General features: G+C 55.3%; 20 protein-coding genes. 15 read left to right on the top strand and 5 right to left on the bottom strand.

Annotation, left to right across the window (positions count from 1 at the left end):
* The first annotated feature begins 19 nt into the window (after window positions 1–19).
* The 5 genes from pilV (at window position 20) to EDB94_RS18855 (ending at window position 5,941) form a co-directional block, all read left to right on the top strand.
* On the top strand, window positions 20–409 hold the full coding sequence (gene pilV / locus EDB94_RS18875) for a type IV pilus modification protein PilV (RefSeq protein WP_108019235.1): 390 nt from the start codon (window positions 20–22) through the stop codon (window positions 407–409).
* Window positions 406–1,461, top strand: a complete 1,056-nt coding sequence (locus EDB94_RS18870) for a PilW family protein (protein WP_108019234.1) — start codon at window positions 406–408, stop codon at window positions 1,459–1,461. Before pilV ends, EDB94_RS18870 begins: the two co-directional genes overlap by 4 nt.
* Before the next feature lie 4 nt (window positions 1,462–1,465).
* Window positions 1,466–1,990, top strand: coding sequence for a PilX N-terminal domain-containing pilus assembly protein (locus tag EDB94_RS18865; RefSeq protein WP_108019233.1), 525 nt, complete (start codon window positions 1,466–1,468; stop codon window positions 1,988–1,990).
* A gap of 21 nt (window positions 1,991–2,011) precedes the next feature.
* Window positions 2,012–5,482: a pilus assembly protein gene (locus tag EDB94_RS18860; RefSeq protein ID WP_108019232.1), complete on the top strand. Its 3,471-nt coding sequence runs from the start codon at window positions 2,012–2,014 to the stop codon at window positions 5,480–5,482.
* 63 nt (window positions 5,483–5,545) lie between these two features.
* Window positions 5,546–5,941 (top strand): type IV pilin protein, encoded by a 396-nt coding sequence (locus EDB94_RS18855; protein WP_108019231.1) that lies wholly within the window; start codon window positions 5,546–5,548, stop codon window positions 5,939–5,941.
* A 12-nt stretch (window positions 5,942–5,953) separates the two neighbouring features.
* Here EDB94_RS18855 and EDB94_RS18850 read toward each other — a convergent pair whose 3' ends face one another.
* From EDB94_RS18850 to EDB94_RS18840, 3 genes are all read right to left on the bottom strand, one after another.
* The gene (locus EDB94_RS18850) at window positions 5,954–6,559 is read right to left on the bottom strand and encodes a GspH/FimT family pseudopilin (RefSeq protein WP_181259070.1); all 606 of its coding nucleotides are present in this window, start codon (window positions 6,557–6,559) and stop codon (window positions 5,954–5,956) included.
* Window positions 6,560–6,636: 77 nt separating this feature from the next.
* Entirely contained in the window at window positions 6,637–8,025 is a 1,389-nt protein-coding gene (locus tag EDB94_RS18845) for a sigma-54 dependent transcriptional regulator (protein ID WP_108019229.1), read from the bottom strand.
* 56 nt (window positions 8,026–8,081) lie between these two features.
* Window positions 8,082–9,737 (bottom strand): PAS domain-containing sensor histidine kinase, encoded by a 1,656-nt coding sequence (locus EDB94_RS18840; RefSeq protein WP_108019228.1) that lies wholly within the window; start codon window positions 9,735–9,737, stop codon window positions 8,082–8,084.
* 93 nt (window positions 9,738–9,830) lie between these two features.
* On the opposite strand from EDB94_RS18840, the gene EDB94_RS18835 reads away from it, so the two are divergent.
* Window positions 9,831–11,501 carry an NAD+ synthase gene (locus EDB94_RS18835; protein WP_108019227.1) on the top strand — a complete coding sequence of 557 codons (1,671 nt, stop codon included), beginning with the start codon at window positions 9,831–9,833 and terminating at the stop codon, window positions 11,499–11,501.
* Between the two features lie 52 nt (window positions 11,502–11,553).
* On the opposite strand, the gene EDB94_RS18830 is transcribed toward EDB94_RS18835, so the two are convergent.
* Entirely contained in the window at window positions 11,554–12,387 is an 834-nt protein-coding gene (locus EDB94_RS18830; protein WP_041644956.1) for an outer membrane protein assembly factor BamD, read from the bottom strand.
* 134 nt (window positions 12,388–12,521) lie between these two features.
* On the opposite strand from EDB94_RS18830, the gene rluD reads away from it, so the two are divergent.
* From rluD to clpB, 3 genes are all read left to right on the top strand, one after another.
* Window positions 12,522–13,499: a 23S rRNA pseudouridine(1911/1915/1917) synthase RluD gene (rluD, locus tag EDB94_RS18825; RefSeq protein WP_108019226.1), complete on the top strand. Its 978-nt coding sequence runs from the start codon at window positions 12,522–12,524 to the stop codon at window positions 13,497–13,499.
* Complete coding sequence (pgeF, locus tag EDB94_RS18820) at window positions 13,489–14,247, top strand: peptidoglycan editing factor PgeF (protein ID WP_108019225.1); 759 nt, start codon at window positions 13,489–13,491, stop codon at window positions 14,245–14,247. The genes rluD and pgeF overlap by 11 nt, the downstream gene beginning before the upstream one ends.
* 331 nt (window positions 14,248–14,578) lie before the next feature.
* Window positions 14,579–17,155 (top strand): ATP-dependent chaperone ClpB, encoded by a 2,577-nt coding sequence (clpB, locus tag EDB94_RS18815; RefSeq protein ID WP_108019224.1) that lies wholly within the window; start codon window positions 14,579–14,581, stop codon window positions 17,153–17,155.
* 51 nt (window positions 17,156–17,206) lie between these two features.
* On the opposite strand, the gene EDB94_RS18810 is transcribed toward clpB, so the two are convergent.
* Window positions 17,207–17,668 carry a DUF4124 domain-containing protein gene (locus tag EDB94_RS18810; protein WP_104271781.1) on the bottom strand — a complete coding sequence of 154 codons (462 nt, stop codon included), beginning with the start codon at window positions 17,666–17,668 and terminating at the stop codon, window positions 17,207–17,209.
* 520 nt (window positions 17,669–18,188) lie between these two features.
* Here EDB94_RS18810 and EDB94_RS18805 point away from each other — a divergent pair.
* The 6 genes from EDB94_RS18805 to EDB94_RS18780 all read left to right on the top strand — a co-directional run bounded on the left by EDB94_RS18805 (window position 18,189) and on the right by EDB94_RS18780 (window position 24,083).
* The gene (locus EDB94_RS18805; protein WP_008170695.1) at window positions 18,189–19,907 is read left to right on the top strand and encodes an acetolactate synthase 3 large subunit; all 1,719 of its coding nucleotides are present in this window, start codon (window positions 18,189–18,191) and stop codon (window positions 19,905–19,907) included.
* A gap of 2 nt (window positions 19,908–19,909) precedes the next feature.
* Window positions 19,910–20,401 (top strand): acetolactate synthase small subunit, encoded by a 492-nt coding sequence (ilvN, locus tag EDB94_RS18800; RefSeq protein ID WP_008170692.1) that lies wholly within the window; start codon window positions 19,910–19,912, stop codon window positions 20,399–20,401.
* Window positions 20,402–20,465: 64 nt separating this feature from the next.
* On the top strand, window positions 20,466–21,482 hold the full coding sequence (gene ilvC, locus EDB94_RS18795; protein ID WP_008170689.1) for a ketol-acid reductoisomerase: 1,017 nt from the start codon (window positions 20,466–20,468) through the stop codon (window positions 21,480–21,482).
* An 89-nt stretch (window positions 21,483–21,571) separates the two neighbouring features.
* On the top strand, window positions 21,572–22,390 hold the full coding sequence (gene pssA, locus EDB94_RS18790; RefSeq protein WP_041644958.1) for a CDP-diacylglycerol--serine O-phosphatidyltransferase: 819 nt from the start codon (window positions 21,572–21,574) through the stop codon (window positions 22,388–22,390).
* 95 nt (window positions 22,391–22,485) lie between these two features.
* On the top strand, window positions 22,486–23,460 hold the full coding sequence (gene msrP, locus EDB94_RS18785) for a protein-methionine-sulfoxide reductase catalytic subunit MsrP (RefSeq protein WP_108019223.1): 975 nt from the start codon (window positions 22,486–22,488) through the stop codon (window positions 23,458–23,460).
* Window positions 23,460–24,083 (top strand): sulfite oxidase heme-binding subunit YedZ, encoded by a 624-nt coding sequence (locus tag EDB94_RS18780; protein WP_108019222.1) that lies wholly within the window; start codon window positions 23,460–23,462, stop codon window positions 24,081–24,083. Before msrP ends, EDB94_RS18780 begins: the two co-directional genes overlap by 1 nt.
* The last annotated feature ends 350 nt before the right edge of the window (window positions 24,084–24,433 follow it).

Below are 24,433 nucleotides of genomic sequence, written 5' to 3'. Positions count from 1 at the left end.
ATTCCCGGAGAATAAATGCATGGCTTTCGTAACCGGTTCGACTCCCCACAACGGTTTTACGCTTATTGAAGTGTTGGTTGCTTTGTTGGTACTGCTCGTTGGCTTGCTAGGGGTCGTCGGGATGCAGTATCTGTCTCTTCAGCAGGTCAATAACTCCAATTTGCGCTCTCAAGTTAACCTTCACGCGCTGGAAATGGTGGAGATGATCAGAGCCAATGACAACAACGCGCTGGTTGCTGCTGACGTCGACGCTTGGGAGGCGGCCTTGGACCGGGATATACCCGGTGCAGAAGGTGCGGTGGCATTCAATGCCAATACAGTTAACGTCACGATTACGTGGGATGAACGCCAGTACGGAAGTGATGCCGCCGAGCAAACGTACACCATGACTGCGAGGTTGGAGCAATGAGGATTTCTGCAAGCCAGGCTGGCCTCTCTATTATCGAGGTGATAGTGGCATTGGCCCTGTCTCTCATTATTACTCTCGGGCTCACCCAGATATTTACGTCCAATAGTCAGAGCTTCCGAGTTTCAGAGGCGAGCGCGCGGATTCAGGAAACGGGGCGCCTGGCAACGTCTATCATTGGCCGGGAAATTCGAAATGCTTCCTATTGGGGGTGCCTGGGCAGCCAAGGCGTTCGCGATGGTCGTCTTAACAGTATTCTCAATGACACTGGTTTTGATGTTGGTGCATTGCTTCGCGGGTTGGATGCTGAAAACGATTCGGGTGTTGATAATTCGGATATCTTGTACCTCGGTGGAGTTAACGGGAATTCCCAAATTAGTGTGACGTTCCAACCGAGCCAGCAAGCAGCCAACCTGCAAGTTGACGACAGTGATTCCTTCAACCTTAACGATATTCTTATCGTTACAAACTGCAGTCAGGGAGATATTTTTCAGATCACTAATCTGAATACGAATAATGAGGTCGTTGTCCACAATTCGGGAAACGTTAGTGACGGTCCTGGAAACTCCACGCAAGCGTTATCGACTAATTACAATGACGATCCAAATGGAGCGTCTGTATTTAGGCCCCGTCAGCAGCGCTTTTACCTGCAGGATAACGGAAATGGAACCCGAGAATTGGTGACTGATGGAGTTGGTATCTCGGGTAGCGGTATTGGCAACTTTTCCACACCGGTTGCTCTGCTACAGGATGTTATCGACTTTCAGATTCAGTTCGGGGTGGATAGCAATCAAAACGGTCAGGTCAATAATTGGGAAGACCCCATTGGTCTGACTGTTGCTGGTAGGACACAGGCTGATAATACCATAGCTGTGCGTATCAGCGTTCTGGTTCGCTCGCCTAACGATGGGGTGACGGATGGTGAGCAGGAATATTGTTTTCCCGGGTGGCTGGATTGCGTGGCGAATGCCGGCTTGCTAACCACCAGCAATGCCAATGACACATTTTTGTATCGGGTTTATTCGACGACTATCTCGATGAGAAACAGGATCTGAGATCATGAGCAAGATCAAGAGCCACAGACAGACCGGAGCGGCACTCATTCTTTCGCTTCTATTGTTATTGGTTTTAACGCTTCTGGCGGTTTCCAGCATGCAGGGAACGATCATGCAGGAGCGAATGGTTTCGGGGGAAAGAGAGGGAATGCAGTCTCTTGAGATTGCAGAGTCTGCGCTCAGGGACGCAGAAGTAACTTTGGAAGGAATTAACGTTCTCTCGGTGTTTGATGGTAGTGACGGATTGTTTGGCCAGGACGACGCAGTGCCTGATCCTTTGGCGCTAGACTGGGCGGCGAGTGAAGATGTCATCGCTGGTACGGCTGTGGATGGGATAACTCCACGCTATTTTATCCAGCACATGGGCGATGCTTACGAACCTGAAAAGCTCACCGATATTGTTGTGGAAGGTTACACCAACGATACTGGGGCCACCAACGCCCAGGCTTTCAGAATTGTAGCCTGGAGCCCCGGGCCGACAGGCGAATCCCGACGGGTAATCGAATCTTATTATGCCCGTCAGTTCTGACGGCGCATCAGGAGGTACAGTATGACTTTACTCAGAGAAAGACTGCCCGCTTTTGTGATCGGGCTTCTCGTGATTGCACCTACCAGCGGCTACTCGGCGCCGGGGCCACTATCGGATGAACCCCTGTATCTGGCCTCTGTGATTGAGCCTAACATCATGTTCATCAAGGATGATTCGGGTTCGATGCAGTTTGAGGTCATACCAGATGGAATAGCTGGTGGCACGAACTATCTATTTCCTCCGGCAGATAATATGTATGGGGGAGGGACATACTCGATTCGCATCCCATCATTTGAAGACAACAACACGTTCAACATAGCAGGTAGGGCCAGCGCGAATAATTCATTGTTTTATAATCCGCTGGTGACTTATCAACCCTGGTATAAAGAAGATCGAACCCAGTGGCCATCCGTCGCCCCGGATGCTGCGCCGTATAATCCTGGCAGGAGCGCTGCTGGCACGCTGGATCTTACGTCATCACATCAGCATTTTTTCTGGCGTAGTAATAGCTCAGGAAACTTTAACGAATGGCGCACATATTACCCCATGACTTTTTATGTCATCGAGGATGCTTCAGGCAATTTGGTTTTAGACCCGAGCGGCGGCACTTATCACAGAATCCAGTTTCGAAGCGGTACGGCGTATAAAAAGAATCTGGTGACTGGAGCGGAGCAAACTATAAGTTCCTTCGACTGGTCCTCTGATATATCGAGGACAGTCGCGCAAGAAGAGCAGAACTTTGCCAACTGGTTCAGCTATCACCGTTCTCGTACCCTTGCGGCACGAGCAGGTATCGGGGATGCTTTTTCGCGTCAGCCGGAGAATCTCAGAATCGGTTACGGAAGTCTGAACAAAGGTAGTTCGAGCGTGGATGGTGAAAATACCTCGGTGATTTCAAGTGGGGTGAGAAGCTTTTCTGGAACCGATCGAGCCGCGTTCTTCAACACACTTTACACATCTGATGTTCCGGCAGCAGGAACTCCTTTGAAGGGAGCGCTGGATGCAGCGGGGGAGTATTTTCAGCGGACTGATAGCAAGGGCCCATGGGGAGCAACGCCTGGCACATCAAGCGCTGAGGCTCAGTTGGAGTGTCGACGTGCCTTCACGATACTGATGACTGATGGTTATTACGGCGACTCTGTATCTGGCTTTAATAATGTAGACGGCACGGACGGCCCCACAATTGGAGAATTCAGTTACGAGGCTGTTTCTCCATTTACGGACGAGCGCAATAACACGCTTGCAGATATCGCGATGTATTACTGGAAAAACGATCTACGGACAGATCTGGATAACCGCGTCCGGCCAACCGAACTGAACCCTGCTTTCTGGCAGCACATGACCACTTATGGTGTCGGGCTGGGTGTTACGGGTTCCATAGACCCGGATGATGCCTTTGCCGCCATTGAAAGTGGCGACGATATAACCTGGCCTAGTACCGGGACCAACGCTGGAAAGATCGATGACCTGCTTCACGCGTCTGTGAATAGTCGAGGTGGGTTCTTCAGTGCCGCCGATCCTGAGACCTTTGCCACGGACCTGTCTGGCGTTCTCTTCGATATTGTGAATATTGAAGGGACCTCAACAGGTGTAACGTTCAATACAGCAACGTTGGAAACAGATACCTTGCTATTTGGCGCTCAGTTTGATTCCACCTCTTGGACGGGTGACCTTTTTGCTTTCGGTTTGACCGAAAACGAGAGCGGCCCTCCCACTATTAACGAAAACGAGTCCTGGAGCGCTGCCGGGTTATTGGATAGCAGGAACCTTACAAATGACCCACGTGATTTGATCACCAGCAATGGCACCAGCGGTGTCTCATTAAGCTGGGATGAACTTAACTCAGATCAGCAGGCCGATCTGAGTTACGGGGGCGATGCTACCACCGGACAGCAGAGGATTAATTATCTGCGAGGTGGCGATATCGCTGGAATGCGTGATCGGGACAGCCTGCTTGGGGATATTGTGAACTCCACTCCGGTTTATGTGAGCCGTCCATCGCTTACTTGGCCAAATGCTGAACCTTTCGGGGTATCGACAGACACCTACGCGGATTTCAGGGCTGCCAATCAAAATCGGAAGCCTGTCGTTTATGTGGGTGCGAACGACGGTATGCTTCACGCATTCTCAGCTGACAGCAGTGATGGTGGTAAAGAGCTGTTCGCCTACATCCCGGAATTTCTTTTTTCCAATGAGTCGGACCAGGGTCTCCACTATCTGACAAATCCGGATTATTCACATCGATTCTACGTCGATCTCTCACCGGTAGTGTCGGATGTCTATACCCAGGGCGCTGGAAGCACAGGAGCTGATTGGCGCACTATTCTGATCGGTGGCGCCAGGGCCGGTGGACAGGGTATTTTTGCCTTGGATGTGACCGATCCGACCCAAATCAGTGAGAGCTCCGCTGCCAACCTGCTTATGTGGGAGTTCACCAGCGAAGACGATTCTCGGATGGGTTATATCACAGAGCCGCCGACCATCGGTCTCGCCCGGTGGGGTAACAATGAATATAAATGGACAGCTTTCTTCGGCAATGGCTATAACTCCCAGACCCCTGCTACTGGTTTGTTCATGCTCGACATTGAAGGAGGGCTTGATGGTGACTGGAGCGATCCTGGCGATTATCGATTCATCGCCTTTGATACCAGTGCGGGTGCCGCGGGGCTTTCTCCGGTGCGGCAATTGGATCTGGATGGAAACCGCATAATCGACAGGGTTTATGCCGGAGATCTTGAAGGTAATATTTGGGCTGCTGAAGTGCAAAGCAATGGATCTTGGACATCCGTGCACGGAAGCACCAATAACCCAGCTCCTTTGTTTACGGCGACCGATGGCACTAATGCGCAGCCGATAACCGCTGCACCCATGGTGGTTCGTAACCCCCTGGCAGATCCAACCAATACCGATCCCGGTTTGTTGGTTCTGTTTGGTACCGGACAGTATCTCACGGTTGATGACACCTCCAGCACTGCCACGCAGTCGTTTTACGGCATAATTGACGATGGAACCTCGAATCTGGATCGTGATGATCTGTTGTCTCGAACCCTGAGTGAGAGCAACATCACTGTGGAGGGGCAAGCTTACGAGGTGCGAGAATCAGACGGCGAAGTCCTAGACGGAGAAAACGGTTGGTATGTGGACTTCACTACGGAAGCCGGCGAGCGAATTATCCAGTCTCCTCAGGTTCGCGGTGAGTACGCGTTCGTCAACTCCACAATCCCCTCTGACGATCCATGTTCTGTCGGTGGAAGCGGCTGGTTGATGGCGTTTGGGCTTGATGGGCGCACCCCCGACCGAGTTGTCTGGCCAAAACTTGGTGATGAGTTCGTTGGCTATAAAACCGAGGGAGGATTGCCGAACCGGCCAGGCTTCCTTGGCGATTTTATGTTCACAACTCGCTCCGACAACGAAATCCTGACGGATGAGGTTGATGTTGGCGGAGACCAATCTTCGCTGGGCAGGATGAGCTGGCAGGAACTGTACGATTGATTTGATATTGATTCGCCGGGGCCTGGAAAGGCCCCGACAAAATGAAAACGGCTGGAATGAAAAATGAATGTGATCAGGCGACAATCGGGTATTACCTTGATCGAACTAATGATCGTGGTGGCCATTATCGGCATCATTGCGGCCATCGCTTTGCCAAGCTATAACCGCTATGTGGAAGATGCCAGAGCAGCGGATGCCAAAAGCGCTTTGATGTCCTTGGCAAACGCATTAGAGCGTTACCACACTCAGAATATGTCATATGTTGGTGCCACTATCGGTGCTGATGCAGATGACATTTTTCCAAATGAAGCGCCTTTGGATGGCAATGCCAAATTCTATGACCTCGTGATCGACAGTCAGTCTGCAACTGCGTTTCGCATTGAGGCCCAGCCCAAAAATGGCCAGGGTGGCGGTACCATTGCTTTACTGTCGAATGGGCAGAGAGTTAATTGGGATTAGAGTCCTCATCTGTCAGATGCCTTCGCAAGTTATCGGATCTCCGGAGGCATCTTCTACCACTCCGTCTCCATCATAATCCCTGGCTACCTGTGGTCGTCCTCCCATATTAATTCTTACCTGAGCCGCGTGCCGATCGTCATCTGAGTCCGGGCACCAGATAAAGTGGCCCAAAGTGCCTCTTGACCAACCGCTGCTTTGAAATCGAAAGTAATTGTGGATCCCGGATCGAACAACCAAACGGCCAGCTTCCACTGAGTGCATGACCCGCACGATTTGAGTATCGTTTGTGATCTGTCTGGAGCGAGTGGGGTCACGAAATGCGACGATCGGAAATGACCAATCATTCGCACATTTTGAATCATTGCCGATCGCGCAGAGAGTAACCGTTGTCTGCTCATTGATCGCGGTATTTCGGGCAAGATTCAGAGTTGCGATGAGATCCGCAAGGGCCGCATGGCGACCTGAGTGGTTGATGAGGTTTGCGGTTCCCGGAATGGCGAAGGCAAGAATGATTGAGCTCAATGCCAATACTATAGCGAGCTCGACCAGCGTGAAGCCGCATTTCGAGTAAATGTTCAACTGATACTTCCTTGTAATAATGTCTTGGGTTTCATTCACAGGCAGATGGAACTTCCTGTTCCATTTTCTGCCCTGCAAACCATATCAGATTCTTTGATTCCGTAAATGTGACCGGGTCACTCCATCCCCAACTTCTTCAACCGATACCGAAGCGCCCGAAAACTGATTCCCAGTCGTTTCGCAGCCGCCGTCTTGTTCCACCTCGTCGCCTCAAGCGCTTTCTCAATCGCCTGTCGTTCTATCTTCTCCAGGTATCCCTCCAGATCGATTTCTCCATCAGGCACAGCAACGCCCTCTCCCTCGCCAGCCTGTCCTTCGGCGATAATCTGGGTTGCTGAGGCCGCATGCTGTACTCCATTACCCAGATGAAGATCATCCGCATCTATCTGGTCGGCGTCGCACAAGGTAAACGCTCGTTCCAATACATTCTCCAGTTCTCGAACGTTGCCAGGGAATTCATAGCCGCACAGCCGCTCGACCGCCGCTGCCGTTAACGAGGCAGGATCACACTCGTACTCCTTCGCGATCCGTTCAAGAATATGGTTTGCGAGTAGGGGGATGTCGTCGGGCCGCTCTCTCAGGGGGGGTACTGCCAGTTCGATCACGTTAATCCGGTAGAAAAGATCCTGGCGGAAACTGCCCTCCTGAACCAGGTCCGGCAGGTTCTTGTGGGTGGCGCTCAGTACCCGAATGTCGACGGGCACTTCCTTGGTATCCCCGACTGGCCGCACGGCTTTTTCCTGTATGGCACGGAGTAGTTTCACCTGCATGGCCAGGGGCAGGTCTGCCACTTCATCAAGAAACAGTGTGCCGCCGTTTGCAGAGCGGAACAGACCGTCTTTGTTCTCCACGGCCCCGGTAAAGCTGCCTTTTTTGTGGCCAAAGAATTCGCTTTCCATGAGTTCCGAGGGTATCGCACCGCAGTTGACTGCAATGAATGGGCCTTCGCGACGGGGCCCCTGGAGGTGGATCATTCGGGCCACCAGCTCTTTACCACTGCCAGATTCGCCACTGATAAACACGGGGGCCTGGCTTCGGGCCAGTTTTCGGGTCTGGTTCCGGAGTTTTCGAATCTCTGGTGATTTGCCGAGTAGCAGGCCTGGCTCGTCGGCTGTATCTTCCGCGTCTGCCTTGGGCTCAGCGAGTTTGAGGGCGCTATTGACCAGTTCCCTTAGTCGGGGCAGCTCCACCGGTTTGGACACGAAATCAAAAGCCCCGGCTTTGAGCGATTCAATCGCGGTGTCCATGTTGCCGTACGCTGTGATCACCGCAACAGGCGTGGCCGGAGAGTGTTTCTGAATCCACTGGACCAGTTCAATGCCATTACCGTCTGGCAGGTTCATGTCGGTCAGGCAGAGGTGGGTGGTGTCCTGTTCCAGCAATTTCCGGGCGCTGGTGAGGTCGGGGGCCGTGAGGGTTGTTATGCCCATCCGGGTGAGGGTGATCTCAAGTAACTCCCGGATGTCCGGTTCATCATCAACGATCAGCGCTGTGTATTTGGTCATCTTGTGTCGTCGGTTCCATGTCGTTGTTCAAGCGCCCGATATCCGCCGGCGCCGGTTCAGATCATCCGCCCCGGATGAGCAAATGTAATGCGAAAACAGCAGCCGGGTTTGTTATCTTCTACCAGCGAAAGATGGGCCTGATTAGCCTCGCACAGTTCCCGGGCCAGATAAAGCCCGAGCCCGGTTCCGGTCTTGTCTGTGGTGAAAAAGGGTTCGAACACAGAATTTCTGTGCTCGGGTGCAATGCCAGGGCCCTGGTCGCGGACATCAATATAGGTTCGCTCTCCGTCCTCAGTTGCCCCCGCATGGATGCCGATTCTTCGCTGCCCCGAGTGCTGTTCACTGTAGCGTAGCCCGTTGTCGCAAAGATTCACCATGACCTGTTCAATCTGGCTCTTGTCGAATCTCGCAGATGGCAGTTGGGGATCGATTTTAAGAATGATTTCGGCCTCAGCGCGGCCTTCATTCTGCGTTTGCAGAAAGTCTTCTTTGAATTCCTGTAGCCATGGAGCAACTTCGATCAGATCTGCGTTGGCAGCTCGACGCCTGGAAAGATCAAGCACGTTCTCGATGATGCCATTCACCCGCCGCGAATGGCGCCGGATGATCCCGAGCATCTGATGATCACCGGGGTCGAGGTTAGGAGATTCCTCCATGAGCTGGGCCGCGTGGCTGATCGCCCCCAGCGGATTGCGGATTTCATGGGCAATGCCGGCCGTGAGTCGGCCCAGCGATGCCAGCTTCATTTGCTGGGCCTGCTGGGTGACTTTGCTCATATCTTCGATGAATACAAGGATCTGGTCGCCTCGCTCCTGGTCCAACTGAGTAAAGTTGGCCTGCAATAGCGGCGAGGTGGGTGAGGGTTGAAAGGGTTCGATGCGCTGTGTCGGGTCCTTCAGCCATGCGTCCAGGCCCTGTTTGAGTGGCTTTGGCAAAACGGTCGCTCGCTCGTGAATCGGTGCCGAGACTTTTGGGGCGCCGTATAAAAGCTCTTCGGCGGCGGCGTTGGCAAGGCGGATCTGGCCGAAACGGTCGAGCACCAGAATGCCGGTGCGCATGCGTTGAATGATCTGCTGGTTGATTTTCTCAAGTTCAGCGATGCTCCGGGCGCGGCTGGTAGCCAATGCCTCGCTGCGCATCATTCGCCGGGAGATGCTTTGCAGGACGAAAGCGGCTGCAAAGTAGAGGATACCCAGTGAACCGGCTCGAACAATATCGTCAGCCGACTCTCCGAGGGTCAGAACTGCCCATCCTGAGATCCCGAGGGAGCAGATGGCTGCCAGCGCTGCATAGAAGGTTCCCATGCGGCTTGGCGTCAGAATGTTGCCCGCGGCCACCGAAACAATCACAAGGTTGGCAAGGCCGTTGGTAATGCCTGTGCTGGCGAGCAACAGGCCATGCATGATCAGAATGTCCAGCAGGATTGAAAGTGTTATGTGGCGCTGGCTGGGGTGAAATCCGGCGATCAGAAGCAACGCAATAAACGCGTTCAGGCCGAGGTAGGCGGAAACGCCGGCCTGATAATAATCCAGCAGTCGGAAGCGCATATCAAAGTTGACGGGATCCACGAATAGCAGTGCCACCAGCATCAGGCTCACCACTAGTCGGTAGTGGTTGTAGATCCTGAACAGCTTGGCCTGTTGGATTCCGGACGGTGTCGAAGGGGCCGGGCCGAGCGCTTCGGCCGATCGTACTGGTGTATCTGCTGCCATGATTTACAGGAATCCGCTGTTGTTCGGAAGAAATCCACGCCTATGCGGGGTTATAATAGCCTTTTCATGGCAATGAGTTACAGGAGCCGATTTATGTCCGTGTCCGGAAACCAGGCAGCGTCCGGGGAGTCTCCAAGAAAATTGCGGGTGGTGATGGCCCAATTGGATTTTCTGGTAGGCGATATTCCTGGCAATACCGAGCTAGTTCTGGACGCAGCCCGCCGGGCATCGTCCGAGCATCAGGCGGACGTGGTGGTGTTCCCGGAGCTTTGCCTGACTGGCTATCCACCTGAAGATTTGCTCTTGCGGCCCAGCATGGAAGTTCGCGTTAATGAGGCGCTGGAAAGGCTGCAGGCGGAAAGGCTGGATCCGGTGATCGTTATCGGTGCTCCCCTTCGCCATGGCGCGCTGCTGTATAACGCGGCGGTGGTCATAGACGCCGGCGAAATTACCGGTCGGTATTTCAAGCGTTTCCCGCCCAACTATCAGGTCTTTGACGAGAAGCGTTATTTTGCCGAGGGCCGGGATGTCCTGACTCTGGATATCCGGGGCGTTCCGGTGGGAATTACTGTGTGTGAGGATTTATGGAAGGAGGGGCCTGTGGAGGACAGCGCCGCTGCAGGCGCCCGTCTTATCCTGAACCTCAATGCCTCGCCCTACGATATCGATAAACAGGCACGCAGGAAGGCGTTGCTTGAGCGGAAGTCACGGGAGAATCTGGTCAGTATCGTTTATGTGAATCTGGTGGGCGGTCAGGACGAGCTGGTTTTTGACGGTGGCTCCATGGTGTTTGACCATTCCGGTGTGCTGACTGCAGAGGCCCCTCAGTTTGGTGAAGGATTATATGCGGTCGACTTTCTGTGCGAGCACCACTGTCAGCCGGTATCCCAGGCTTTGCCGGAAGAGCCGACGCTGGAGGCCAATGTCTACCGCGCCCTGGTGACCGGTGTACGGGATTACGTCAACAAGAACGGATTCAAATCGGTGGTTCTCGGGCTTTCAGGCGGTATCGACTCGGCAGTGACTCTGGCGGTTGCCGTCGATGCACTGGGCAAGGATCGGGTACGCGCGGTGATGATGCCGTTTCGCTACACCTCCAGCATGAGCCTTGAGGATGCCGAAGCGGAGGCCGTTGCCCTGGGCGTGCAGTACGACGTGTTCTCGATTGAGCCCATGTACGACGCCTTTATGGAAACTCTGGCCGGGCCTTTTGAGGGCACTACGCCGGATACAACCGAGGAAAACCTGCAGGCGCGACTGCGTGGCGTCTTGTTGATGTCCCTGTCCAACAAGTTCGGTTCCCTGGTGCTGACCACCGGAAACAAGAGCGAGATGGCAGTGGGCTATTCAACGCTCTATGGCGATATGGCGGGCGGCTTTGACGTTCTCAAGGATGTGCCCAAAACCCTGGTGTTCCGTCTGGCCAAATACCGCAACACGCTTTCGGAGGGCGAAGTGATCCCCGAGCGGGTGATCACCCGTCCACCCTCGGCAGAGCTGGCGCCGGATCAGAAAGACGAGGACAGCCTGCCCGGTTATGACGTGCTCGATCAGATCCTGAATCTGTATGTAGAGCGGGATTTCAGTGCCGATGCGATCGTTGCGGAAGGTTTCGAGCGAGTCGACGTTGAGCGGGTTATTCGCCTTGTAGATATCAACGAGTATAAACGCAGGCAGGCACCGATCGGCGTCCGTATTACGGAGCGCGGGTTTGGGAAAGACCGGCGCTATCCGATCACAAATGGCTGGAAAAGCGGGAAGTAGACGCGGGAGTTTGGGGTCAGATGGCATTACCACCTGGCCCCGATTTCAGACTTTATTCGTCGCCCATCAAACCAAAGGTTACGACGTTCGTCAGTGACCGGTTTTCGCCCTTCAGCAGGTCCACATCAAACTCGCCGTCGGCATTGAAGGCGTCACTCTCCGGAAAGTTGGTGCGCAGCATGGCAATGGCATCCTGCGATCCTTTTCTCAGTTCGAGGAAGCGGAAGGTTTCCGCGAGGATAATCAGGGCCTCTTCGGTGACCGTCGCTGTCGGGTAATTCTCGATGATGTATCTTGCCCGGTTGTTGGCTGCGACATAGGCCTGGCGTTTCACATAGTAGCGGGCCGCGTAGAGTTCCAGTTCGGCCATGCGATTGCGCACCGCGATCATTCGCTGGCGGGCATCCGCGACGTACTGGCTGTCCGGATAGCGGTTCAGAAGTTCAGAAAAATCGCGGAAAGACTGCAACTGCTCACCGGGATCCCGAGCCGCGACATCAATCGGGAAATAGCGGGCCGCAAGGCCGATATCGAGGTTATAGGAGGCCAGGCCGCGCATGTAGAGTGCGTAGTCTGCATGGTCGCTTTGAGGGTTAAGACGCAGGAACCGGTCGGCGGCCGCACGGGAGCCCTCGAGGTCGAGGTTCTGGTAGCGGGCATAGATCAGGTCAAGCTGGGCCTGCTCTGCGTAGCGACCGAAGGGGTAATAGGTTTCCAGGGCGTCCAGGTTCTGCTCTGCCTCATTGAAGTTTCCAGAGGTCATGGCCTCGCGTGCGTTCTCGTAATAGGTCTTCTCCGGAAGCACTTCCTCCTGCTTGTTGGAGGCGCAGGCACTGACCAGAACAACCAGTGTGGAAAGTAGGAGCAAACGAAGACCTGATCTCATTCCGGAATCCCGTATAATGTCGATTGATTCAAGGGCAGTCATTGTAGCGGGGAAGTGACGCCATGTGCAGAGCAATGCCCCGCTGTTTCCAATAATCTGACCGAAACGTAACACACACAGGCCCTGGGGGCTTAATGTCATCTGAAAAACGAATCCTCGCCAACTTCGTTGTGCCGCCGGAATTGAGCGACAGGCGCCTGGATCAGGCCGCAGCAGAGCTGATGCCCGAACACTCCCGTTCCCGCCTGCAATCCTGGATCAAAAGCGGCGCGCTAACAGTAAATGGCGAGGTGCGAAAACCTCGGGACAAAGTGATGCTGGACGATCGCCTGGCGCTGGATGCCGAGCCGGAAGCTCAGGTGAGCTGGCAGGCCGAGGAAATCTCGCTCGATATCGTCTATGAGGACGAGCACTTGCTGGTCATCAACAAGCCCGCGGGCCTGGTGGTGCACCCGGCCGCCGGCCATGCCGATGGAACCCTGGTCAATGCCCTGCTGAACTACGCACCTGAGGTCGAGAATCTGCCGAGGGCGGGTATCGTACACCGCCTCGACAAAGACACCTCGGGCATTATGGTCGTGGCTCGTAGTCTGATTGCGCATACGTCCCTGGTCGATCAGCTGCAAACCCGAACCATGGGTCGTGAGTACGAGGCCGTCGTCGTTGGCACCCTCACCGGCGGCGCAACGGTTGATGCGCCCATCGGCCGGCATCCTCGGGAGCGCAAGAAAATGGCGGTCGTCGCCTCCGGCAAACCGGCGGTCACCCATTATCGCCTGGTGGAACGTTTTGCCGCCCACACTCACGTCCGCTGCAAACTGGAAAGCGGCCGAACCCATCAGATCCGGGTTCATATGGCCCATGTAAAACACCCGCTGGTCGGAGATCCGCTCTATGGAGGTCGGCTGAGACTGCCCAAGGGAACCACTGACGAGCTTCGAGAGGCCCTCTCGGCGTTCAACCGCCAGGCTCTCCATGCCCGGCAGCTCACCCTGGAACACCCGGAAACCGGTGAAATCATGACCTGGGAGGTTCCCCTGCCTGAGGATATGGTTGCCTTGATCGAAGCTCTCCGCAAACACGCCCGGGAACTGGAAACCCGTGACTATTGAAGGTGATGCCCTCAAACCGGACTGGCCTGCGCCCGATAGAGTGCGGGCCATCAGCACAACCCGCGTCGGCGGTGTCAGCGCTCAGCCATGGAAAAGCCTAAACCTCGGTGTTCATGTCGAAGACAATCCTGAACACGTGCAAGAGAATCGGCGAAGACTCGCCGAGTCCTTGAAGCTGGATAGCGCCCGTATTGGTTGGCTCAACCAGGTACACGGTGCCGCGGTCGTTGAGCTAACGCCGAACAACGTCGGACAAACGGCCGAGGCTGACGCCAGCTACACCCGTCATCCGGGCATCGCCTGCGCCATTCTCACTGCTGACTGCCTGCCCGTTATCCTTGCCGATCGCGAAGGAACAGTTGTTGGCGCCGCCCACTGTGGCTGGCGAAGCCTGTGTGGTGGTGTTATCGAGAATCTGGTGAGCGAGATGGCGGTTGCGCCCGAAACCCTGCAAGCCTGGCTCGGCCCGGCCATCGGTCCGGACAGCTTCGAGGTCGGCCCGGAAGTGCGTGAAGCCTTCCTTGACCATGATCCCAAAGCGGTCCACGCCTTCAGAGCGGGAGGCGCTCAGCCGGGTCATTTCATGGCAGATATCTATGCACTTGCCACTTTGCGGCTGAATCATCTCGGTGTTTCCAGCGTGACTGGCGGTGGCCTGTGTACCGTTCAGGATTCAGATCGGTTTTTTTCTTACCGCAGGGATGGCCGGACCGGGCGGATGGCAACGTTAATCTGTCTAACAGACTGACTATTATTGTCTTTTATTGTCTTTTATTGTTTGGCTCTGGTTGTAATCGAGAATTTCGGGGGCTGGTGCAGGGCTACTTTCCAGAACTGTCTGCAGCATGGATGCTGCAGCCAAGCCTACAGGGATGTATTCACGGCGTGTTCTGGAAAGTAGTCCTGCACCAGACCTGCACCCAAGTCCCAATCTCAAAATGACGGCCGTCAATTTTCTGACGAATACACCGCCGCCCCGCTTGAAGTCCCTCTACTTGCCCCTACATTAACTGTCAAAGCAATCGAATATCCGCCACCCAAGGCACCACGGTATTCGCAGAAATTTGGGGAAAGTACACATGAGAATCGACAAGCTGACCAGCAAGTTGCAGACCGCCCTCGCGGACGCACAGTCCATCGCGGTCGGAAAAGATCACAACTTCATTGAGCCGGTGCACCTGATGCAGGCACTGCTTGATCAGGAAGGCAGCGCGATCAAGCCGCTGCTCAAGCAGGCCGGCGCAGAGCCCGGACGCATTCGCCAGGCGATCGCCCGGGAAATCGAAAACCTGCCGGAAGTGCAGGGATCGGCCGGCGACGTCTCCATGTCCAATGACATGGGCCGGCTGTTCAACATTGCCGACAAGCTCGCCCAGAAACGCAAAGACCAGTACATCTCCAGTGAGCTCATGTTGCTGGCCGCCCTGGAAGACCGGGGTACACTGGGCCGGGTGCTCAGGGAGCAGGGCGTTGATAAAGCTGCCCTCGAAAAGGCCATTGACGACGTTCGCGGCGGCGAAGCCGTCAACGACGCCAGTGCCGAAGAAAACCGTCAGGCTCTTTCCAAATACACCATCGACCTTACCGAGCGAGCGGAGGCCGGCAAGCTGGACCCGGTGATCGGCCGCGATGATGAAATTCGCCGCACCATCCAGGTATTGCAGCGTCGCCGGAAGAACAACCCGGTCCTCATCGGTGAGCCCGGCGTTGGTAAAACCGCCATCGTCGAAGGGTTGGCCCAGCGTATCGTCAACGGCGAGGTGCCCGATGGCCTCAAGGACAAGAAAGTCCTGTCACTCGATATGGGTGCCCTTATTGCCGGCGCTAAGTTCCGGGGTGAGTTTGAAGAACGCCTGAAAGCTGTTCTGAACGAACTGTCCAAGCAGGAAGGTCAGATCATCCTGTTCATTGACGAGATTCACACCATGGTTGGTGCCGGCAAGGCCGAAGGCTCCATGGATGCGGGTAATATGCTCAAGCCGGCGCTCGCTCGTGGCGAGCTGCACTGCGTGGGCGCGACCACCCTGGACGAATACCGTGAAAATATCGAGAAGGACGCGGCTCTTGAGCGTCGCTTCCAGAAAGTACTGGTCAGCGAACCCAGTGAGGAAGATACCATCGCCATCCTGCGGGGCCTGAAAGAGCGTTATGAAGTTCACCACGGGGTTGAGGTGACAGATGGCGCCATTATCGCCGCCGCCAAACTGTCGCATCGTTACATTGCCGACCGTCAGCTGCCGGACAAGGCCATTGATCTGGTAGATGAGGCGGCTTCCCAGATTCGTATGGAAATGGATTCGAAGCCGGAGGCGCTGGATCGCCTTGAGCGTCGCCTGATTCAGCTGAAAATCGAGCGTGAGGCTCTGAAGAAAGAGACCGATGCTGCCTCGAAAAAGCGCCTGTCGGAGCTGTCTGACGTGATCACCGGTGTCGAGCGCGAATACGCCGATCTGGAAGAAGTCTGGAATACCGAAAAGGCCGCGCTGCATGGTTCCCAGAAGATCAAGAGCCGTCTGGAGCAGGCTCGCATCGATCTGGAGAATGCCCGTCGTGCCGGTGATCTCGGCAAGATGTCCGAGCTCCAGTACGGGCAGATTCCTGAGCTTGAGCGCCAGCTGGATATGGCCAGCCAGGCAGAAATGATGGAAATGAAGCTGCTTCGCAACCGGGTAACCGACGAGGAGATCGCCGAGATTGTCTCGAAGTGGACCGGCATCCCGGTGTCCAAGATGCTCGAAGGGGAGCGGGAAAAGCTGATGCGCATGGAAGAAGCGCTCCATGGTCGGGTTATCGGCCAGGATGAGGCGGTTGAAGCTGTGTCCAACGCCGTGCGCCGTTCGCGGGCGGGGTTGTCCGATCCCAATCGCCCCAACGGTTCGTTCCTGTTCCTTGGCCCGACCGGCGTGGGTAAAACCGAGCTGTGCAAGGCCCTGGCGTCCTTCCTGTTTGATACCGAGGAAGCCATGGTGCGCATCGATATGTCCGAGTTCATGGAGAAGCATTCCGTGGCCCGCCTGATTGGTGCGCCTCCGGGCTATGTCGGCTACGAGGAAGGTGGCTACCTGACCGAAGCGGTTCGCCGCCGGCCGTATTCCGTCTTGTTGCTGGATGAGGTGGAAAAAGCCCATCCGGATGTGTTCAACATACTTCTGCAGGTACTTGAGGATGGTCGCCTGACGGACGGGCAGGGCAGGACCGTCGACTTCCGGAACACGGTCATTGTCATGACCTCAAACCTCGGCTCGGACATCATCCAGCAGAAGGCCGGCGAGGAGAACTACGAGGTCATGAAGAATGCCGTCATGGAAGTCGTCGGCACTCATTTCCGCCCCGAGTTCATCAACCGCGTGGATGAAGTGGTGGTGTTCCACCCGCTGGCGGAGAGTCAGATCCAGGGCATTGCCCGGATTCAGATCGAGTCTCTGAGCAAGCGCCTTAAAGAACAGGATATGAAGCTGGAGCTGGATGACGCTGCGATGGAGTTGCTGGCCGAAGTCGGCTACGACCCGGTATATGGCGCGCGGCCTTTGAAGCGGGCTATTCAGCGAATGATCGAGAATCCGCTGGCTCAGCGTTTGCTACAGGGAGAGTTTGTGCCGGGTGATGTCATCAAGGGTACGGTGGAGGACCACCACCTGGCATTCGCCAAAGCTTGAACTTGAAACCGGGGTCAGATGAAAGCTTTCATCTGACCCCTTTTTTTCGTCTTACTGTTCTTCCGGTCCGCAGTTCTCTTCCGCAATCCGCTCAAATTCTGCCCGCTTTTCGGCAATTTCCTCTGGGCTGAGGTAGCGTTGCTCGCCATTTTCTTCAATGCGGATTCGTGCGTTACGGTCAATCACGTCCAGGTTGGAGCGTGCGGTCGCGCAGTTCGCCTCACGCTGTTTTCTGCGGGCCTCCTCAACTGCCGTTTCCTGGCGCTGTTCCGCCTGCTCGTTCTGCTGTTCCTGCATATTCTGCAGACGCTCCTGAGGGCTTTGCCGGTTGCCAGAAGCATCGGTAGAAGTGCCGGAACGCACATTGACCCGCTCGGCCTTCGAGCCCGTGGGTTGTCGGTCGCCAAAGTGGGTAACTCCGTTTTCATCGGTCCATTTATAGACAGAGGCGCTCGTGGCGACACCTGGTACAACGGCCAGCAATAAGGTCAGCGTCAGGATTTTTCTGTTCATGGCTCAACTCGCGTATGTTCACTGCTCCCGGGCAGGCAGACAACCTGGATAGACCGGGCCCGTTTTTTTAATCTCAATGTTGCCTATCATGCCATCGCTATGGCGGATTTTCTTCTGTCTGGTTCAAATCTTTGTATCGGATTTGTTCCAAGCATGGCAGACCTTCGGCCAGTATAGGCACAGAAACCTGCAGCGGCTATTGACAGGGAGTTTCGCGCTGTCAGAATTACCGATTGCCTGAAGACTGGGGTCAATACGGCAGGCAATCCCGAGCGAGTATCCCCCATCAATTACCACACTGAACGCGCCGCGCATCCGTCGCGGGATGGTTGTTGCTTACGTGCAACCCGTTGATTGGCCGTTCTCCGCAACCCTCAGGAGGGCGGCTGGCCAGGAGACAACCTCTTAACAAGGTGTGGAGGAGCAGCCGGTTCCGCTTTCAAAAGAAGCATGGACACCGTGAATCCAGGCAACCGGGAGCCTTCCCGGCTCATTCACTCGTAGAAGAGGGTAGAAAATCGTGGAGTTATTGTCTGGCGCCGATATGCTGATCCGGTCCCTTCAAGATGAAGGCATCGAATACATATACGGCTATCCGGGTGGTGCAGCCCTTCATATTTATGATGCGCTGTTCAGGCAGGACAAAGTCAAGCACATTCTGGTAAGGCACGAGCAGGCGGCGGTCCACATGGCCGACGGTTATGCCCGCGCGACCGGAAAACCAGGTACCGTACTGGTGACCTCGGGTCCTGGAGCCACCAACACCATCACTGGCATTGCCACCGCATTCATGGATTCCATCCCCATGGTGGTTCTGTGCGGCCAGGTTGCGTCCACCCTCATCGGCGAGGACGCGTTCCAGGAAACCGATATGATGGGTGTCTCCCGTCCGGTGGTTAAGCACAATCTCAGTGTCCGTCATCCCGAGGAAATCCCGGAGATTATCCGTAAGGCGTATTATATTGCCGCGACCGGTCGCCCCGGTCCTGTGGTCGTGGATATTCCCAAGGATATGACCACGCCGAACGAGCGTTACGAGTACGCCTATCCCAAGAAGGTCAAACTGCGCTCCTACAACCCCGCTATTCGCGGCCATGCCGGTCAGATCAAGAAAGCGGTCGACATGATGCTGGCGGCGAAGCGCCCAATTATCTACGCAGGCGGTGGGGTTGTTCTGGGCAAGGCATCGGATCAGCTGACTGAGTTGGTACGGCTGCTGGGCTATCCGATCACCAATACCCTGATGGGCATTGGTTGTTACCCGGCCAGCGATAAACAGCACCTGGGCTGGCTTGGCATGCACGGCACGTACGAAGCCAACATGGCCATGCACCACTCGGATCTCATTCTCTGCGTGGGAGCCCGTTTTGATGATCGGGTGACCAATGCTACCGAGAAGTTCTGTCCGGGCGCGCGCATCATCCATATCGACATCGACCCGGCCTCGATTTCCAAAACCGTGGATGCCGATGTGCCCATCGTTGGCCCGGTTGACGCTGTGCTCAAGGAAATGCTGTCGCTGGTGAAGGAAGCCAAGGAAAAGCCGGACGCGGACGCAATTGCTTCCTGGTGGAAGCAGATCGACGAGTGGCGAGCATTCCATGGCATGCGCTATGAGACCAGCCCGGATGTGATCAAGCCCCAGGAAGTCATCGAAATGCTGTGTCGCTTGACCAACGGCGAAGCCTTCGTGACTTCCGATGTTGGTCAGCATCAGATGTTCGCGGCCCAGTACTACAAGTTCGATAAGCCCAACCGCTGGATCAATTCCGGTGGTCTCGGCACCATGGGCTTCGGCCTGCCGGCGGCCATGGGGGTAAAACTGACCCATCCGGACGACGAAGTGCTGTGCATTACCGGTGAGGGCAGTATCCAGATGAACATCCAGGAGCTGTCGACCTGCAAGCAGTACAACCTGCCGGTTAAGATCATTAATCTGAATAACCAGGCTCTGGGTATGGTCAAGCAATGGCAGGACATGAACTACGAGTCCCGCCATGCCGAGTCCTACATGGAGTCCCTGCCCGACTTCATCAAGCTGGCGGAAGCCTACGGCCACAAGGGTGTCCGGATTGAGAAGAAGGAGGACCTGGAGACCAAGCTAAAAGAAGTGCTGGCCATGAAAGACGAGCTGGTATTCGTGGATATCTACGTGGATCGCTTTGAGCACGTGTATCCGATGCAGGTTGCCCGGGGTTCCATGAAAGATATGTGGCTCAGCAAGACGGAGAGGGTCTGATCATGCGTCGAATCATTTCTGTTTTGCTTGAAAACGAACCTGGCGCCCTGTCGCGGGTGGTGGGTCTGTTTTCCCAGCGCAATTACAACATCGAAACACTCACCGTGGCGCCAACCGAGGACGAGACGTTGTCCCGTCTGACGGTGACCACCACGGGTTCTGACAAGGTGATCGAACAGATCACCAAACAACTGAACAAGCTGATTGAAGTCGTCAAGCTGGTGGATCTCACCGAAGGCGCCCATATCGAACGCGAACTGATGCTGGTCAAGCTGAAAGCCACGGGTTCCCAGCGTGCTGAGATCAAGCGTACGGTAGACATTTTCCGCGGCCAGATCGTGGATGTGACCAGTTCCGTTTACACGGTTCAGTTGGCAGGTGACAGCGAAAAGCTGGACGGCTTTATTCAGGCTGTTGGCACGTCGGGCGTACTGGAAGTGGTGCGCAGCGGTGTATCCGGTATCGCCCGGGGCGAGAAGGTGCTCAGCCTTTAACGATTTCAAACAGGGTTTGAACAATATGGCTCTTCGGGGCCATCACAAATAACAGAGGTTTCTCATGCAGGTTTACTACGATAAGGATTGCGATCTTTCCATCATCCAGGGCAAGAAAGTTGCCATCATTGGTTTCGGCTCCCAGGGCCACGCTCACGCGTGCAACCTGAAAGAGTCCGGCGTTGACGTGACCGTGGGCCTGCGCCCGGGTTCTTCTTCCATCGCCAAGGCGGAAGCCTATGGTCTGAAGACCAGCGACGTGCCGTCTGCCGTTGCCGCCGCCGACGTTGTCATGGTCCTGACTCCGGACGAATACCAGGCCCAGCTGTACAAGGCGGAAATCGAGCCGAATCTGCAGCAAGGCGCCACCCTGGCGTTCGCCCACGGCTTTGCTATCCACTACAACCAGATCGTTCCGCGTAAGGATCTGGACGTCATCATGATTGCTCCCAAGGCACCGGGCCACACCGTGCGCACCGAGTTCGCCAACGGCGGTGGTATTCCCGACCTGATCGCTATCTTCCAGGATTCCTCCGGCAACGCCAAGAATCTGGCTCTGTCCTACGCCAGCGGTATCGGTGGCGGCCGTACCGGCATCATCGAAACCACGTTCAAGGATGAGACCGAAACCGATCTGTTCGGTGAGCAGGCCGTTCTCTGTGGTGGTACCGTGGAGCTGGTTAAAGCGGCGTTCGAAACGCTCGTGGAAGGCGGTTACGAGCCGGAAATGGCGTACTTCGAGTGTCTGCACGAGCTGAAGTTGATCGTCGATCTGATGTACGAGGGCGGTATAGCCAACATGAACTACTCCATCTCCAACAACGCGGAGTATGGCGAGTATGTGACCGGTCCCGAAATCATCAACGAGCAGTCCCGTGAAGCGATGCGTAACGCACTGAAGCGCATCCAGAGCGGCGAGTACGCCAAGATGTTTATCTCTGAAGGCGCTCTGAATTATCCGTCCATGACGGCGCGTCGTCGCCAGAACGCTGCCCACGAAATCGAAGTGGTTGGTGAAAAACTGCGCGGCATGATGCCCTGGATCTCCGCGAACAAGATCGTGGATAAGGACAAAAACTAAGCGGAATTCCGCCTGGTTTTGAAAAACGCGGCCCGGGTGGCCGCGTTTTTCGTATATACTCCGCCCAAACGCTTTCCGGAGTAATGGGAATGACTGAAGAAAGAAAATCCGCCGACGGCAAGCAGAACCCGGACTATGAAGTCGAGGCCGGGGAAGTGGTTGAAGAAGAGCTGGTAGGAGGTGCGCCCGTGCGCCGCAAGGGGATATACCTGCTTCCCAATGCGCTCACAACCGCTTCGCTGTTCTCAGGTTTTTACGCCATTGTTTCTGCCGCCAACGGCGTCTTTGACAATGCCGCCATCGCTATTTTTGTGTCGATGATTCTGGACGGTCTCGACGGCCGGGTCGCCCGGATGACCAATACCCAGAGTAAATTCGGTGAGGAGTACGACAGTCTGGCCGACATGGTGGCCTTCGGCGTCGCTCCCGGGCTGGTAGCCTTTTTCTGGTCACTGAACGCCTTCGACAAGGTTGGTTGGGCTATCACCTTTATCTACGTGGCTGGCGCCGCTTTGCGCCTGGCACGGTTCAATACCCAGATTGGCTCGGTCGATAAGAAGTTCTTTGTCGGCTTGCCGAGTCCGGCTGCGGCTGCCTGTGTCGCGGGCCTGGTCTGGTGTTTCCATCTTTTCGAACCGTCTACCTGGCTCACCTTGTTGACCATGTTTGTGGTCGGAGGTGCCGGTGTTTTGATGGTGAGTAATATTCTGTACCGCAGTTTCAAGGATCTGGACCTGCGTGGCCGTGTACCGTTTGCCGCCATTCTGCTTGTGGTGCTGGTTTTCGTAGTGATCGCGCTGGATCCTGCAACCGTATTGTTTACTGGATTTCTGATATACGCGTTGTCCGGCCCTGTTCGTGCGCTTTTCCGTGGCAAGCCACGGAAAGCTCCAGGCGCCGCTGACTGAGCACCCCTTCCGGGCCTCCTCAGTGAGGTCCGGGAATTTTCAAGACAGTCTCCGGTCAACGCCTTTGCTGGCTGATGCCCCGACGGAGACTTTCCATGCTCATCAAGAAACGCCCTTCCTGGGCTTTGCCTCATTCTGAAGTTACGCCCGAGTCTGTTTACCTGAACCGACGTCAATTTATGTCCGGCACCCTGGCTGTGGCCGCTGGCCTTTCAGTGCCCGGTCTGTTGTCGGCAGCGAAGCTTCCTGTCCCGGGAGAAGCGCTGGATTTTGTTCCGATGCCCGGCTTTTCCACCGACGAGGAAAAAACCCCTTTTGAGGACGTAACCCGTTACAACAACTTTTACGAGTTCGGCACTGGAAAAGGGGATCCGGCGAAGTACGCCGATGAGATGACCGTTGATCCCTGGTCCGTGGTTGTTGAAGGCGAATGTGATCGGCCCGGTGAGTATGCGTTGGAAGATCTGCTGAAACCTCACGAGTATCAGGAACGGGTGTATCGGCTTCGTTGTGTCGAGGCCTGGTCGATGGTGATTCCCTGGATCGGGATCCCCTTGGCCGACATTCTCAAGCGGCTCGAACCGACTTCCAGGGCGAAGTACGTCTATTTCGAGACCCTCTATGATCCGGACCAGATGCGAGGTCAGCGCTCGCTGTTCAGCACTATCGACTGGCCTTATCAGGAAGGTCTTCGCATGGACGAGGCAATGAACGAGTTAAGCTTCCTGGCTGTTGGGCTCTACGGCAAGACCATGCCAAATCAGAATGGCGCGCCTATCCGGCTGGTCGTGCCCTGGAAGTACGGTTTCAAGAGCATCAAGTCGATCGTCAAGATTCGCTTTCAGGAGGAGCGCCCCAAGACTACCTGGGAAATGCTTGCGCCCCAGGAGTATGGCTTCTATGCCAACGTGAACCCTGAAGTCGACCATCCGAGGTGGAGCCAGAAGCGGGAGCGCAGGCTGCCCTCTGGCTTGCTCTCTCCCAACTACATGGAAACCGTCAAGTTCAATGGCTATGAAGAACAGGTTGCCGATCTGTACAAGGGCATGGATTTGAGCAAGTTCTATTGATGAATGAGAAGCGTGTGCTGAACCAACCGGGGTTTGTGCTGGCGTTTCGCCTGCTGGTAGCGCTGCTCGCCAGCGTTCCCCTGTTGGTGCTGATTGCCAGCATTGCCAGCCAGTCCCTCGGCCCGGATCCCGGGCAAGAAGTAACAGAGTCGCTGGGCATCGCGGCATTTCAGTTATTGATTGCTACCTTATGCATGACACCGCTCAAGCGTTGGACAGGGTGGGGAGCGTGGATTCGGGTCCGCCGGATGCTTGGCCTGTTTGCGTTCTTTTATGCGGTGTTGCATGTATTGGCGTTTCTGCAGTTCATTCTTGGCTGGAGCGATCTATGGGCCACGTTCACCAAGCGGCCATATATCCTGGCGGGGGCGGTGTCTTTCCTTATGCTTGTGCCACTGGCGTTAACCTCAACAAAGGGGATGATGAGGCGGATGGGCCGGCAATGGAAAGGCTTGCATAAGCTGGTGTACCCGATTGCGATAGCGGCATGGGTTCATTTCATCTGGCAGTCCCGCAGTGACGTTGGAGAAATGGTGGTGTACGGCCTGATAGTCGCAGTTCTGCTGGCGCTTCGCTGGAAATGGAACGGGAGTCGCGCTCTGATTCCGTTTGTCAGAGGCTGATTTTGAGTAAAAAGAAGACGATCTGATCACTGAATGATCAGGCGGGTACGTGGAAACCGATACCGCTATAAATTAATTCAAAAACCTCGTTGACAGTTTTCCTGACGCCTGTAGAATGCGCACCACTTCTGAGGGACAAGCCACTTACAGCGGTTTTCCAGGCAGAAGTAACCGTTTGAAAGTGCTGAAGAAAATGAGCTTTAAAATTCTTCGGATTAACGGTTGACAAGGTGGCGCTACGATGTAGAATACGCGGCCTTGATTGAGCAACAGCTCAAACGCTCTTTAAAAAGTTGACCAAGTAATTCGTGTGGGCGCTGGCCGAGGTATTTCGGATATGAAATATCAGG

The organism is Marinobacter sp. 3-2, from assembly GCF_003751355.1.
GTDB lineage: Bacteria > Pseudomonadota > Gammaproteobacteria > Pseudomonadales > Oleiphilaceae > Marinobacter > Marinobacter adhaerens.
This window is presented reverse-complemented; position numbering and strand designations above follow the sequence as displayed.